Consider the following 13,616-nt stretch of genomic DNA (forward strand, 5'->3'; position numbering starts at 1 on the left):
GATATCCCGCCAGTTTACTGACGTACCAGTTTTTCAACCTGCTTCACAGGCCCGTTCGATACGGCTGCTTCACTTGACGTGGGAGAGGGCGTCCCAGACGTTGTCCACCTCGATGACCTCGAAGCCGGGTGCGAAGGCCGTGGTCCGCCCGGCGGAGGGCCGCAGGGCGACCAGGTTGCCACGCGTGACCCCGTTGCCGCGGCGCTGCGGCGAGGCCTCCAGTGAGTCGTTCTCGTCGTCCAGCGACCCTGTGGGGACGATGGCGCGGGTGAAACCGAGCCGGGCCGCCTCCGCCAGCCGCCGCCGCACCTCGCGCACCTGGCGCAGCTCGCCCGCCAGCCCGACCTCGCCGAGCACGACGAGCCCGGCGGGCAGCGGGGTGTCGCCGAAGGCGCTCACCACCGACAGCATGAGCGCGAGATCGACCGCCGGGTCGGTCAGCCTGATGCCGCCGACCGTCGCGGTGAACACGTCGCACTTGCTGACGCTGGCCCGTAGTCGCCGTTCCATGACCGCGAGCACCAACGCCACGCGGTAGGGGTCCAGTCCGGACGATGTGCGCCGCGGCTGCGGCGCCTCGGTCGGGCCGACGAGGGCCTGCAGCTCGGCCGGGAACGGCCGGGTGCCCTCGATCGTGACCGTGACGCAGGTGCCGGGCACCGGCTCGCGGTGCCGTGACAGGAACATGCCGCTCGGGTCCGTGATGCCGGTGATCCCGCCTTCGTGCAGGTCGAAGCAGCCGACCTCGTCCACCGGGCCGAACCGGTTCTTTATCGCGCGCACCAGCCGCAGGCGGGAGTTGCGGTCGCCCTCGAAGTGCAGGACCACGTCCACCAGGTGCTCGAGCACACGGGGGCCGGCGATCGAACCGTCCTTGGTGACATGGCCGACGAGCACCGTGGACATGGCACGCTCCTTGGCCAGGCGCACCAGGTTGCCGGCGACCTCGCGGACCTGGGTGACGCCGCCGGGCACGCCGCTGGCGTCGGATGAGCCGATCGTCTGCACCGAGTCGACGATCAGCAGCGTCGGCTGCACCTTCTCGACGTGGGTGACCAGCGCGGACATGTCGGTCTCGGCCGCGAGATACAGCCTGTCCTCGATCGCGCCGATCCGGTCGGCCCGCATTCGCACCTGGGCGGTGGACTCCTCTCCGGTGACGTAGAGCACGGTCTCCCCGCGCGCGGTGCAGGCCGCGGCCTCCAGCAGGAGTGTGGACTTGCCGATCCCGGGCTCACCGGCCAGCAGCACGACGGCGCCGGGCACCAGGCCGCCGCCGAGGACGCGGTCGAGCTCGCCGACCCCGGTCGTCCGGGCGCTGACGACCTCGGCCTTCACCTGGCCGATCGGGACGGCCGGCGCCGTCACCGCGCCGGGCTTGACCACGTGCACGCCCTGCCGCGCGCCCGCCTCCTCGACCGTGCCCCAGGCCTGGCACTCCCCGCACCGGCCGACCCACTTGACGGTCGTCCACCCGCACTCGCCGCACCGGTACGCCGGCTTCGCTGCCTTGCTCACGACCGGGAGGCTACCGGGCGCGGCTGACAATCCTCATGTGGTTCAGCGCCGTTTAGAACTGCCGCCAGCGCAGGATGTTGGGGTAGGCCAGCTCCAGACCCGTCGTCTCCGCGATGGCCGCCTCGGCCACCTCGGGTGTGAACTCGATGCGCAGCACGGCCGCCAGGTCCGCCCGGGATTCGAAGACCATCCGCAGGTCGAGCTCCCTGCGCTGCCAGCCCTGCCCGGACCAGAAGCGCTCGACGACCTCAGGAGAGTAGGACGGCACCGACCGGCGGAACCAGCGGCCGAAGGCCCCGCGGGAAGCGTCCAGGTCGACCACGAAGGCCGCGCCGCCACGCCGTACGACCCGGGCCAGCTCCCGCAGGCCCGGCTCGCAGCCGGGTCCGAAGAAGTACGCCCATCGGGCGACGGCGATGTCCACAGAGGCGTCGGGCAGCGGCAGCGACTGGGCGGTGCCCGTACGGACGGCGACGTTGCGCAGCGCGGCGCAGCGGGCGGCGGCCATCGCCGCGAGGTCGGCGTGCGGCTCGACCCCCACGACGCGCCCGGCCGTCGCGGCCGGTGAAGGCAGATGGAAGCCGGTTCCGCAGCCGATGTCGAGCATGGTCGCGCCGTCCCAGGGCCGGATCTCCCGCATGGCGGAATCCACCGCGCCATCCGGGTCCACCGCGCGATTTTCCAGTTCGTAGACCCGGGGGGAGTTCCAGATGTTCGGGCTGGGTATGGCCCCGCTCACGATCCGCGCCATGCGCCCACGATAGGCGTCACCGGGCCCGGACGCGGCTTAGGCTGGATCCGTGAACGGGCGCAGGACCGCCAGGGGAGGCGGGCTTCATGAGTAACATCCGCGTGCCCAACGCGAAGGTGGCGCTCTCGACGGCGTCGGTCTATCCGGAGCGCACGCCGGACGCTTTCGAGCTGGCGGCGCGCCTGGGCTATGACGGTGTCGAGATCATGGTGGGCCAGGATCCGGTGAGCCAGGACGTGGAGGTCCTGCAGCGGCTCAGCGATCACTACGAGATCCCGATCCTGGCCGTGCACGCGCCGTGCCTGCTGGTCACACAGCGGGTCTGGGGCCGTGACCCGTGGGTCAAGCTGCGGCGGGCCCGGGACGCGGCCGAGCGGCTGGGCGCTTCCACGGTGGTGGTTCATCCGCCGTTCCGCTGGCAACGCGACTACGCCAGGGAGTTCGAGGCCGGGTTGGCCCGCATGCGTGAGGAGACCGACATCGTCTTCGCGGTGGAGAACATGTTCCCCCTTCGGGCCAGGGGCAACGAGGTCGTGCCGTACGCGCCGGACTGGGACCCCGTCGACTACGACTTCCCGCAGGTGACGCTCGATCTGTCCCACACGGCGGTGTCCGGCTCGGACGCGATGGAGATGGCCGTCAAACTCGGGGACCGGCTCGCCCACCTCCATCTGGCCGACGGCGTGGGCACCACCAACAAGGACGAGCACCTGGTGCCCGGGCGGGGTTCGCAGCCGTGTGCGCAGGTCCTGGAGCGTCTGGCCGCCACCGGATACACCGGCCTGATCGTGTTGGAGATCAATACGCGCAAGGCGGCCAGCCGTACCGAGCGGATCGACGACCTCGCCGAGGCGCTCGCCTTCGCCCGGCTGAACTTCGCCGCGTCCGCGGCGGCTTCATGACGTGACCGATACGGCGTGACCGACATGGCGGAGGTACGGCGGCGGCCGGGGCGGCCCGGTCGCCGGCCCGGCGCTGCCGACACCCGGGGAGAGATCCTCACCGCGGCGCGCAGGGTTTTCGCGGAGAAGGGGTTCGACAAGGCCACGATCCGGGGCATCGCGCGGGCCGCCGGGGTCGATCCCGCCCTGGTCCACCACTACTTCGAGACCAAGGACGGGGTGTTCGTCGCGGCGATGCGGCTGCCGGTCGATCCGGTCGCCGCCATTCCCCTGATCGTCAGTGGTCCCCGCGAGGAGATCGGTGAGCGTCTGGTGCGCTTCATCCTGACGATGACCGGCGAGCCGGCCGCGCGGGAGCGGATCCTCGCCCTGTTGCGGACCGCCATGGTCAACGAGCAGGGTGTGACGATGCTCCGGGAGTTCTTCGCATCGGCCGTGCTGGGACGGGTCGGTGCGGAGCTGGGCGTTCCGCCCATCCGGATGCAGGCCGCCTTCTCCCAGATGCTGGGCGTGGTCATGGCCAGGTACATCATGCGGTTGGAGCCGCTGGGATCGGCCGACACCGAGGAGCTGGTCGGACTCCTGGCTCCCACCATCCAGCGTTACCTGACGGGATAGCCGAATAACGGGACCCGGGACACCGGGACGCGCGGTGGGACGAGGCATAGCCTGACCCCACGTAACCTGTGCCAGAGCCTTGTTCTAGCATCGGCCTTCAAGTAGCCATCGGTGACGGGCATATGTTACTCGCCGGTACCATTCGGGGTGCCCTGTCACCGTTCCATATGGGGAGGAACCCGTGCTCTGGGTAGCGATAATCGGGCTCGTCATGACCGCTGTCGCGGTCGCCTTGGCCGGACGCCGCGTGCTGTTCCTCTTCCGGCTCGCCACCAGCGGTCAGCCCGCCCCGGAGCGGATCGAGCACGCCAAGGCGAACGTGGGCACCGAGATCAAGACCCAGTTGGTGGAGGTCTTCGGGCAGCGGAAGCTGCTGAAGTGGACGCCGTCCGGCACCGCGCACTTCTTCGTGATGTGGGCGTTCTTCATCCTGGCCTCGGTCTATCTGGAGGCGTACGGCGCGCTGATCAAGGGTGCGATCACCGGGACGCCCGACTTCCACATCCCGATCATCGGCACCTGGCCGGTTCTGGGATTCCTGCAGGACTTCATCGCGGTCGCCTGTCTGCTGGGCCTGGTCGCCTTCACCGCCATCCGGCTCAAGAACTCGCCGAAGAAGCTGGGCCGCGACTCCCGGTTCGCCGGTTCCCACCTGGGCGGCGCCTGGCTCACCCTGTTCATGATCTTCAATGTGATCTGGACGCTGTTCCTCGCCCGTGGCGCGGCGGTCAACACCGGGAACTTCCCGTACAAGTCGGGGGCCTTCGCCTCTGAGGCGGTCGCCAAGATCCTGCCGCAGGGGGAGACCGCGGCGGAGGTGCTGGAGGGCGTCGGCCTGCTGCTGCACATCGGCGTCATGCTGGTGTTCCTGGTCCTGGTGGTGAACTCCAAGCACCTGCACATCTTCACCGCGCCGCTGAACGTGCTGTTCTCCCGCCGCCCGGACGGGCTCGGCGCGGCGCAGCCGATGCGCAGCAACGGCAAGGAGCTGGACTTCGAGGAGGCCGACCCCGACGTCGACGTCTTCGGCCGCGGCAAGATCACCGACACCACGTGGAAGGGCTTCCTCGACTTCTACACCTGCACCGAGTGCGGCCGCTGCCAGTCGCAGTGCCCGGCGTGGAACACCGGTAAGCCGCTGTCGCCCAAGATGCTCATCCTCGACCAGCGTGACCACGCGCTGGCGGCCGCGCCGTACCTGCTGGCGGGTGAGGAGGCGCGGGCCGGCTTCGGCGAGGACGTGCTGGCGCTGCTGGACAAGCCACTGGTGGCCGAGGACGGGGTCATCCACCCCGACGTGCTGTGGTCGTGCACCAACTGCGGCGCGTGCGTGGAGCAGTGCCCGGTGGACATCGAGCACATCGACCACATCCTGGACATGCGCCGCTACCAGGTGATGATCGAGTCGTCCTTCCCCTCCGAGGCGGGCGTCATGCTCAAGAACCTCGAGAACAAGGGCAACCCGTGGGGCATGTCCGAGATGAAGCGGGCCGAGTGGATCGAAGAACTGGACTTCGAGGTCCCGATCGTCGACGAGAAGATGCCCGAGGACACCGAGTACCTGTTCTGGGTGGGCTGCGCCGGCGCGCTGGAGGACCGGGCCAAGAAGACCACCAAGGCGGTCGCCGAGCTGCTGCACATCGCGGGCGTCAGGTTCGGCGTGCTCGGCCCGATGGAGGCCTGCACCGGTGACCCGGCCCGCCGGCTGGGCATGGAGTTCCTGTTCAACATGCTCGCCCAGCAGAACATCGAGACCCTCAACGAGGCCGGGGTCAAGAAGATCGTGGCCACCTGCCCGCACTGCTTCAACACCCTGGCCAACGAGTACCCGCAGCTCGGCGGCACCTATGAGGTCATCCATCACACCCAGCTGCTGGCCCACCTGGTCGAGGAGGGGAAGCTCACCCCGATCACCCCGATCGAGGAGAAGATCACCTACCACGACCCCTGCTTCCTGGGCCGGCACAACAAGGTGTACTCCCAGCCGCGCGACATCATGGCCAAGGTCCCCGGCGTCCAGACGCAGGAGATGCACCGTCACAAGGACCGCGGCTTCTGCTGCGGCGCCGGCGGCGCCCGCATGTGGATGGAGGAGCGGATCGGCAAGCGCATCAACACCGAGCGGGTGGACGAGGCGCTGACCACCGACCCGGACACCGTCTCCACGGCCTGCCCGTTCTGCCTGGTCATGCTCGGCGACGCGATCAACGAGAAGAAGAACGCCGGCGAGGCCAAGGAGACCCTCGAGGTCGTGGACGTCGCGCAGCTCCTGATCAAGTCCATCAAGGGAGCCTAACGATTCTTTGCGGAAAATATGCACTATTTGTAGATGTAGTGTGTCAATCCGCGAGAAAGTGGAGATTTGCCGATGACGGCGACAAAGTCTTTCTCCACATAACAGGAAAATCACGGTAACCTCAACGTTGGCTCAATCGACGGGGAGGGGGCTGGACAGTGCGCTCGGCAACGGGGTTGACGGGATTGGTCGTCACCGACGCGGAGGTCACACTGGCCGACGTCCTCTCCCTGCGGATCGCCGCCGAGGAACCGCTGTCCGACGGCACCCTGCTCGTCCTGCGCCAGCGGGGCACCGGAGCGGAACGCCGGGTGACGCTGGGTTCTCCGGCGGCCGGGCCGGCGTCGGGCCCGCGAGGAAGCGGCGGGCGGACGCGGGACGCGAGCGTCGCGGTCTCGCTCGCGCCGCTGGCGCTCACCCCGGGCCGGTGGGACGCCTACCTGCAGCAGGGCGACTCCCGCACCAGGATCCGGAGCGCCGATCCGGGCTTCTCACTCGACCGACTCGACGCCTATGCGCTGGGGCTGCGGACGATGGCCTACCGCACCTACCGCACCCGCAACGGCTTCCTGGCCATCAAGATCGACCGGGCGGAGCCGATCGCCGACGTTCGGGCGGTGTGGTTCCGGGAGGGGCGGTTCGAGGTGACCGGCCTGCTCGCCTACACCGGCCTCGGTGACGACGATCAGCATCACCGGGCGCGGCTCACCTTGCGCCTCGCGGCCGAGCCGGACGGTACGGCGCTGGCCTCCCTCGGCGAGGAGGCGGAACGGGCCGATGCGGCGGGAGACGCCCCCGGCATAGTCGTCGCGGCCACCGTCCACGGTGTCCGCTTCCACGCCGCGCTGTCGCTGTGCGACGTGCTCGCCGCCACCCCGGACGGACAGGGTGTGTGGGTGCCGTACATGGACGTCGACGGGATGGGCCGCCGGCTGCCGCTCGGTGCCCGGCTCGACGACGTCGAGGGCAAGCGCCGCCGGATCCACTACCCCCACGCCCTGATGGACGGCGTTCCCATCAGGCCGGCCTTCACCAAGGACGACGAGTTGCGGCTTGAGGTGGGAGCGTGAAGATCACCTTCCTGGTTCCCTCGGCGTACGGCATGCGCGGCGATGTCCGCGCCATCCTGAACCTCGCGGGAGAGCTCGCCGTGCGGCACGAGGTGGAGGTGGTGAGCGTACGGCGGACCAGGGAGACGCCCTTCTTCCCCGTCGATCGCCGGGTGACCCTGCGGTGGCTCGTGGACGTCCGCCCCCGTGCCCGCAGGCTGCTGCCGCGTGGGCAGATGCGTACCGAGGTCGCGCTGTGGCGGATGTTGCGAGGGCTGCGCAGCGATGTGCTGGTGACCGCCCGGCCGACGCTGAGCGTCCAGGCCGCCCGCTACGCGCCGCGGCACGTCGTCCGCATCGCGCGCGAGTGGACCAGGCCGGCCGTACCGGCCCCCGTCCAGCGCTTCTACCCGCGCCTGGACGCGGTCGTGACCAGCACCGAAAGCGGCCGGGAGGAGTGGGCCCGCCTGCTTGAGGACGAACTGTCCGTCCATGTCATCCAGGACGCGCTCCCGGCGGCACCGTGGCCGCGCTCGCGAATGGACAACCGAATCGTCAGCGCCGGCGGCCGGTTGGTGCCGGGCAAGGCGTACGACCGGTTGATCCGCGCGTTCGCGATCGTCGCGGACAAGCGCCCTGACTGGAGGCTGCGGCTCTATGGAGGCGGGCCCGAGGAACGGCGGCTGCGTGCCCTGGTCCGGGAACTCGAACTGCACAACCACGTCTATTTCATGGGAGTCACGCCGGACCTGCCGGGCGAGTTCGCCAAGGCGTCCATCATCGCGGTGCCGTCCCGGCAGGAGGTGCTCGGCATGGCGGTGATCGAGGCCCTGAGCTGCGGAGTGCCGATCGTCGGCTTCGACGGGCCGCGTGGCCCGAGCGGCTTCCTCCGCCCAGGACTGGACAGCGTGCTGGTCCCCGAGGGCGACGACGAGATCGAGTCGTACGCCGGGGCGCTGCTCGGGCTCGTCGACGACGAGCGCCGCCGCATGTCGCTCGCCGCGGGTGCGCTGGATTCCGCCTCGACGTACGCCGCGCCCGGCGTCGCGGGCCGCTGGCAGGAGTTGATGTACGGCCTGCGCTCCCGGGAGTAGGACGACGTCGCCGAGGCGCCGATGAACGGCGACCGGGGTGCTCCAATACGGGGGGGCGGTATCCTGGACATATGCACGGGTACAGCGCGGACAAGCAGGCGTACCTCACCCGCCTACGCCGAATCGAAGGCCAGATCCGAGGGCTACAGCGGATGGTCGAGGAGGACGCCTACTGCATCGACATCCTCACCCAGGTCTCAGCGGCCACCCGCGCCCTGCAGGCGGTGGCGCTCGGACTGTTGGAGGACCACATCGGACACTGCGTGGCGGAGGCCGTGAGCAACGGCGGGCCTCAGGCCGAGGAGAAGGTGAAGGAGGCCTCGGCCGCCATCGCCCGCCTCGTCCGATCCTGAACCAGCCGGATCCTGAGCTGTTCCGGTCCCGAGCTGTTCCGATCCTGCCCGGCGGGTGGAAACGCGAACGGGGGGACCTTAGCCGTCAGGCCATCCCGGGCTCCCTGCGAAGAGCCCGGGATCGGCTCCGATGTCTTCAGTGGCTCGCCGAAGTCCGCAACCCCAGCGCGTTGTCGAGCTCTTCCAAGGTCAGTCGGTCGTCCGCGATGTTCACGGCCTCCAGCACCTCGGCGTAGAGCGCGATCTCGTCCAACGCGACACGGTCATGGACCCGAGAGTCCAGGTCGTCGTGCCCCACCGCGTCGTCCTTCCTTCCGCAGCCCACACCCATCACGAGGTTACGTCTGGGTACCTTTCCGGGACATGGCCCATCGGGACCATTCCGCCAGGCATCCTCTGTCCCCGAATGACCATTTCCGTGATATTGGGATCACGATTTGGTGAAACGGTTGGTGATGGTGGGAAAGGGTTGCTAAAGCGGGGTAAGGCGGAAATATCACCAGGTCGAGATCTCGGCGCCGATGGCTGGGGCGTGTCTGTGACGTGACTACCGCGTGTCTACGGCTCTGTCGGCATCGGGGGGAGTGGATCGTCCCGCTCGTGGATCAGGCACTGGACGACCGCCCGGCAGACGGCGAAGCCGTTCGACGGCATGGACATGCCGGTGAGCCGGCACCAGGCCAGTCCGGTGGCGTACGCCGATCCCAGGAGCGCGGCCGAGGTGTTCCGGTCGGGGGGAAGGAACGCGATCGGGAGGGCGCCGTTTCGCGGCCAGCACCCGCGCAACGGATGCCACGGGTCCGAAAGCGCGACATAGAGCGCGTTCCGCAACTCGTCGTCGATCCAGGGGTAGAGGCGCGCCACGATGTCGGCGGTGCCGGAGGCGCCGGGCGCCCAGTACGGCTCCGTCGTGCCGCAGACCCCCGCCACGTCAGCGGCGACCAGCGCCGCCGCTGTCGTCCTCGGGTCCATTCCCCTCGGAGCCAGATAGCCGAGCGCCTCGACCATGTCGTACAGACTGTGCCGGAAGTGATCTCCGGGCGAGAGTTCGGGCAGCGTCGCCGCCGCCAGGTGCGGCGGGCAGCGTGCCAGCCAGGCCTGCCGTACGGCACCGGAGAGGAGAGCGTGGTGGTCGAGCCAGGGCTGCGTGGGCAGCGGTCCGACCATCGCGATCAGGGCGTCGGCCCGCGGGCGGAACCGGTCGTCCGCCCGCAGCACGGCCGCGGTTTCGGTGATCACGCTCGCCAGGTGGAGGCCGGCCTGCTCGGCTCCCGACCGCATCCGCTCCGCGTAGAGGGTGATGAGAGCGTCGAAGGAACCCATCGGCAGCCAGCGCACCCAGTCGTCTCCTGGGAGCGGCCGGGCGAGGAACTCGCCGAATGCCGACAGCAGCGCCTCGTTGCCGTCGAAGGCGGGAGCGTAGGCGCACCACATGATCGTGCCCCAGACGACCGCGATCGTGCCGGCGACATCCCGGGCGAAGACCTCCCCGAAGCCCCCGGTCAGGGGAAAGTCGTCGAGTGGCACGCCCCGATGGGTTTTGATCAGCATCCGGATCCCGTCGGTGACCTCGTGGGGCACGTCGGGACCTACGAACGCCTGAGTGGATCCGCGGTCGTAGGCGAAGTCGGGACCAGTCGGGATCAGCTGGGACGGCAGCGGCGAGGCCAGAGCTCCCAGTGTTCCCAGTGCTCCCGGTGTCCCGGGTGCTCCCGGCCGGGCGGCCGACCGGATGGCGGGATGTGACGGGGGAGCGGACAGGTGCCAGCGGCCGTCGGCCTGGTCGAGCCGGTACCATCGGGCGTGCGCGCCGAACAGCCATCGTGAGCCGTCTGGAGCGGTCAGGACACGCTGGGCGATGGCCTGGGCCTTCGCGACCGGCGGAAGCATGACCCAGCGCGGATCATCGACGATGGCGCGAACATCCTGTTCGGTCGCCGCGAACCCATCCCACCACACGCGGCCATGGTAGTTCCGTCCTGCAAGTCTCAGCTGTTGCGACGGATGACCTGCCTGAACGCACAAGTCGGCGGAAACCGGTCACAATCGCGACCGTCAACCCCTTGGCATTACCCATTTCCACCGTATGGAATAGGCGATCGTGACCGAGTTTCAGCGCACCGCGCCCGAGCAAGAGCCCGAGCAGGAGATGGCGCCGGACAGCACTGTGCCGGACAGCACGGCGACGGAAGGCACGGCTGACCGTGAGGGGGCGGCTGGCGGCGGGGCAGTGCGCCGGCTGCCCCGGCTGTCCCGGCTGTCGTCGCGGGTGCTCTCCCGCCCGGGTGACCGTACGGCCCTGCTCGTCTGGTTCTTCTGGCACGTCGCCGCGTACATCTACATGGTGTTGGCGGCCCCCGGTCGGACGGAGGATCCGATCCTCGACCGGCTGACGCCCTGGGACTCGGACAACTTCATCGCCATCGCCGCGTACGGATATGACGGTCCGCCGGACATGCCCGACGCGCCGAAGCTCACCGCCTTCTTCCCCGGCCTGCCGCTGCTCCTGCGCTACCTGCACGTGTTCGTCGATGACTGGAGTCTCGCCATCGTCCTGGTCTCGCTCGTCGCGAGCGCGGTCGTGGCGGTGGCGCTGTCACGGCTGAGCGAGTCGTACCGGGAGGGCAGCGGCGTCTGGACCGTGCTGGCGTTCTTCCTCAGCCCGTTCGCGGTGTTCATGCTCGCCGGGTACTCGGAGGCGCCGTTCCTCGCGCTGGCCATCCCCGCGTGGCTGCTGGCCCGCAGGGGCCGCTGGGAGGCCGCCGCCGTGTGCGCGGCTTTCGCGTCATGCGTCCGCATTTCCGGGCTCTTCCTCGCCCTCGGCCTGGCCGTACAGTTCCTTGTCGCGCGTAACGGCCTGCGCGGCGCCGGCTGGCGCAAGATCCCGTGGCTGGCGCTGCCGGGGGTGCCGGTGCTGGCCTACATGCTCTACCTGTGGGGCCGTACGGGAGACCCGATGGAGTGGAAGCGTGTCGAGGCGGAGTACTGGGGGCGGTACGCGGAGCTGCCCTGGACGGTGCTCAAGAACACCTGGCAGCGCTCGATTGAAGATCCGGTAAGCCTGCAGACGTCCTATCGCGAGGAGATCCTGGCGGCGGCCGTGCTGGTGGCGCTGATCATCTGGCAGCTCGTACGTCGGCGGTGGGGGGCCTTCGCCTATCTCGCGCCGCAGGCCGTGGCGCTGCTCGCGATGTCGTCGTTCTACATGTCGGTGGGCCGGGCCTCACTGCTGTGGTGGCCGCTCTACCTGTCGGTCGGCATCGCCGGAGCTCGAAGGCCCTGGGTTTTCATGGCCTACCTGTCGGTCGCCGCACCGGTCATGGCAATCAATGTCGGAAATTTCACCACCGGTTCCTGGGTGGGTTGATCGATTTCTGGCTATGTCACCGGTTATGGGGGGATATGTCGCTCATGACCGGGCCGGTTGGCCGGTGACGGTGGTGGCCGCCGGATTCCTGGTCGTCTCGATGACGGTGGCCTGCACCGCGACCGCTGGACGAGTGGGCGTCCGGAAGAACGCCGAAAGCTCCGGAGACGCCGGCGACCGGACCGACGGCAGCGCTGACGGCAGTGCTGACGGCGGCGCTGACGGCAGTGCTGATGGCACGGCCGACGGCGGGGCTGGGAGTGGGGCGGTTGCGGATGGGCATCGGGTGAACGTGCTGACCTACAACGTCTGCGCGACCGATAACCGGGACCGTACGTGTACCCGCGACCTGACCCGCGCGCGGCGAAAGGTGTGGGCGAGCCGGGTCGCCGGGTTGATCAGAAGCCGGAAGGTGGACGCGGCGTCGTTCACCGAGATGTGCTACGCCCAGGTGAGCCTGCTGAAGCGAGAGCTTCCGGACTACCGATTCGTGTGGTATGGCATAGCCCGGGGCGGCGGAGACAAATGCCGCCTGCTGTGGGGCGACCTGACCAGGAAGACGACACCTCCCGACGGGAAGCGCTTCGGTATGGCTCTGGCGTTGAAAGGCCGCATCCACGGATCTCCGCTGCGGCGGATGCTCAAGGTGGACCGTCCCCCGGCCGACAGGAGCGCCAAAATCCATCCCCGTGGTCTGCTGTGTGCGCGAACAGTCATGGGAAAACGGCGCTCAGTGTCCTGCGTGACACACATTTCGGACACCGAGTCTCCCCGGCAGGTCGTCGACCTCGTCGAACGTTACGCCGGTGGCAGGCCGGTGATCCTGAGTGGTGACTTCAACCGCCTGCCCGACGACCGTCAACTCGCCGCCGTGTACGGCCTCGGGCTGGGCGGCGGCGACTACACCGAGGTGGACGCCGCGCCGTACGGCAGGGCCGACGGGGGAGCCGCGCCCACGACGAGAGGCGGTCGCAAGATCGACTACATCTTCGCGAGCGAGAACGACTATCGGGCGATGGGCGCCCAAGTGATCAGGACGCGGCCCGAGCTCTCCGACCACAGGCCGCTGCTGGGAACACTCGTCATGAAACCCCGTGTCCCATAGATCCGTTTCGCAAGGTCACAGCCTGTGAATGGCGTCGGGCCTTCGCCCGGTATCGCTCCGGGGTCTGCGCGAAGGAGGCCCGGTCGTCGTCGGTGAGCTCGCGGACGATCTTCGCGGGGATGCCCGCGACCAGGACGCCCGCCGGGATCTTCCTGCCCGGCGGGACCACAGCGCCGGCCGCGACCAGGGAACCCGCTCCGATCACCGCGCCGCCGAGCACGATCGCGCCGATCCCGATGAGCGCGCCGGCCTCCACGTGGGCGCCGTGGACCATCGCGCGGTGGCCCAGGCTCACCCGATCGTCCAGAATGGCGGGCTCCCCGGGATCCGCGTGAAGGCAGCACAGGTCCTGAATGTTGCAGTCGTCGCCGACCTCGATCCGCTCGTCGTCGCCCCGCAGCACCGAGCCGTACCAGACACTGGACCCGCGGCCGAGCCGTACCCGCCCGACCACCACCGCGCCCGGCGCCACCCATGCCTCGGGATGAATGAACGGGGTGGCGTCGTCGTCCAGGCCGGCGATGTATGACATGCCGTCATAATTCCATGAGCCCTCAGCAACC

13 protein-coding genes are annotated in these 13,616 nt (G+C 69.2%); 8 read left to right on the forward strand and 5 right to left on the reverse strand.

The features are described from left to right. Positions 1 to 69: 69 nt before the first annotated feature. On the reverse strand, positions 70 to 1,518 hold the full coding sequence (gene radA / locus Mth01_RS15555) for a DNA repair protein RadA (RefSeq protein WP_204016565.1): 1,449 nt from the start codon (positions 1,516 to 1,518) through the stop codon (positions 70 to 72). A gap of 52 nt (positions 1,519 to 1,570) precedes the next feature. Beyond that, complete coding sequence (locus Mth01_RS15560) at positions 1,571 to 2,269, reverse strand: class I SAM-dependent methyltransferase (protein ID WP_204016566.1); 699 nt, start codon at positions 2,267 to 2,269, stop codon at positions 1,571 to 1,573. A gap of 86 nt (positions 2,270 to 2,355) precedes the next feature. On the opposite strand from Mth01_RS15560, the gene Mth01_RS15565 reads away from it, so the two are divergent. The 6 genes from Mth01_RS15565 (at position 2,356) to Mth01_RS15590 (ending at position 8,581) form a co-directional block, all read left to right on the forward strand. Then, positions 2,356 to 3,171 (forward strand): sugar phosphate isomerase/epimerase family protein, encoded by an 816-nt coding sequence (locus Mth01_RS15565; protein ID WP_204016567.1) that lies wholly within the window; start codon positions 2,356 to 2,358, stop codon positions 3,169 to 3,171. Between the two features lie 24 nt (positions 3,172 to 3,195). Beyond that, positions 3,196 to 3,789, forward strand: coding sequence for a TetR/AcrR family transcriptional regulator (locus tag Mth01_RS15570; protein ID WP_204016599.1), 594 nt, complete (start codon positions 3,196 to 3,198; stop codon positions 3,787 to 3,789). Positions 3,790 to 4,000: 211 nt separating this feature from the next. Next, positions 4,001 to 6,085: a (Fe-S)-binding protein gene (locus tag Mth01_RS15575; protein ID WP_204016568.1), complete on the forward strand. Its 2,085-nt coding sequence runs from the start codon at positions 4,001 to 4,003 to the stop codon at positions 6,083 to 6,085. A gap of 158 nt (positions 6,086 to 6,243) precedes the next feature. Continuing rightward, positions 6,244 to 7,155, forward strand: a complete 912-nt coding sequence (locus tag Mth01_RS15580) for a hypothetical protein (protein ID WP_239089695.1) — start codon at positions 6,244 to 6,246, stop codon at positions 7,153 to 7,155. Further along, entirely contained in the window at positions 7,152 to 8,228 is a 1,077-nt protein-coding gene (locus Mth01_RS15585) for a glycosyltransferase (protein ID WP_204016569.1), read from the forward strand. The genes Mth01_RS15580 and Mth01_RS15585 overlap by 4 nt, the downstream gene beginning before the upstream one ends. A gap of 71 nt (positions 8,229 to 8,299) precedes the next feature. Further along, positions 8,300 to 8,581, forward strand: a complete 282-nt coding sequence (locus Mth01_RS15590) for a metal-sensitive transcriptional regulator (protein ID WP_204016570.1) — start codon at positions 8,300 to 8,302, stop codon at positions 8,579 to 8,581. 136 nt (positions 8,582 to 8,717) lie between these two features. Here Mth01_RS15590 and Mth01_RS15595 read toward each other — a convergent pair whose 3' ends face one another. Beyond that, positions 8,718 to 8,879: a hypothetical protein gene (locus Mth01_RS15595; RefSeq protein WP_204016571.1), complete on the reverse strand. Its 162-nt coding sequence runs from the start codon at positions 8,877 to 8,879 to the stop codon at positions 8,718 to 8,720. A gap of 260 nt (positions 8,880 to 9,139) precedes the next feature. Continuing rightward, a complete protein-coding gene (locus Mth01_RS15600; protein WP_204016572.1) occupies positions 9,140 to 10,540 on the reverse strand; it encodes a hypothetical protein in 1,401 nt (466 codons plus the stop codon). 142 nt (positions 10,541 to 10,682) lie between these two features. Between Mth01_RS15600 and Mth01_RS15605 the strand changes: the two genes are divergently transcribed. Together Mth01_RS15605 and Mth01_RS15610 are read left to right on the forward strand one after the other, a co-directional pair. Continuing rightward, on the forward strand, positions 10,683 to 11,948 hold the full coding sequence (locus Mth01_RS15605) for a mannosyltransferase family protein (protein WP_204016573.1): 1,266 nt from the start codon (positions 10,683 to 10,685) through the stop codon (positions 11,946 to 11,948). Between the two features lie 13 nt (positions 11,949 to 11,961). Further along, positions 11,962 to 13,053 carry an endonuclease/exonuclease/phosphatase family protein gene (locus Mth01_RS15610; protein WP_204016574.1) on the forward strand — a complete coding sequence of 364 codons (1,092 nt, stop codon included), beginning with the start codon at positions 11,962 to 11,964 and terminating at the stop codon, positions 13,051 to 13,053. On the opposite strand, the gene Mth01_RS15615 is transcribed toward Mth01_RS15610, so the two are convergent. Further along, complete coding sequence (locus tag Mth01_RS15615; protein ID WP_204016575.1) at positions 13,031 to 13,585, reverse strand: gamma carbonic anhydrase family protein; 555 nt, start codon at positions 13,583 to 13,585, stop codon at positions 13,031 to 13,033. The two genes, Mth01_RS15610 and Mth01_RS15615, sit on opposite strands and share 23 nt — an antisense overlap. Between the last annotated feature and the right edge of the window lie 31 nt (positions 13,586 to 13,616).

This window comes from Sphaerimonospora thailandensis (genome assembly GCF_016863115.1).
In the GTDB taxonomy this organism is placed as follows: Bacteria; Actinomycetota; Actinomycetes; order Streptosporangiales; family Streptosporangiaceae; genus Sphaerimonospora; species Sphaerimonospora cavernae.

Bases quoted from the DNA above. Each gene is read 5' to 3' on its own strand.
- Mth01_RS15560 (WP_204016566.1), bottom strand. From the start codon at position 2,269: ATGGCGCGGATCGTGAGCGGGGCCATACCCAGCCCGAACATCTGGAAC.
- Mth01_RS15565 (WP_204016567.1), top strand. From the start codon at position 2,356: ATGAGTAACATCCGCGTGCCCAACGCGAAGGTGGCGCTCTCGACGGCG.
- Mth01_RS15570 (WP_204016599.1), top strand. From the start codon at position 3,196: ATGGCGGAGGTACGGCGGCGGCCGGGGCGGCCCGGTCGCCGGCCCGGC.
- Mth01_RS15575 (WP_204016568.1), top strand. From the start codon at position 4,001: ATGACCGCTGTCGCGGTCGCCTTGGCCGGACGCCGCGTGCTGTTCCTC.
- Mth01_RS15590 (WP_204016570.1), top strand. From the start codon at position 8,300: ATGCACGGGTACAGCGCGGACAAGCAGGCGTACCTCACCCGCCTACGC.
- Mth01_RS15610 (WP_204016574.1), top strand. From the start codon at position 11,962: ATGTCACCGGTTATGGGGGGATATGTCGCTCATGACCGGGCCGGTTGG.
- Mth01_RS15615 (WP_204016575.1), bottom strand. From the start codon at position 13,585: ATGTCATACATCGCCGGCCTGGACGACGACGCCACCCCGTTCATTCAT.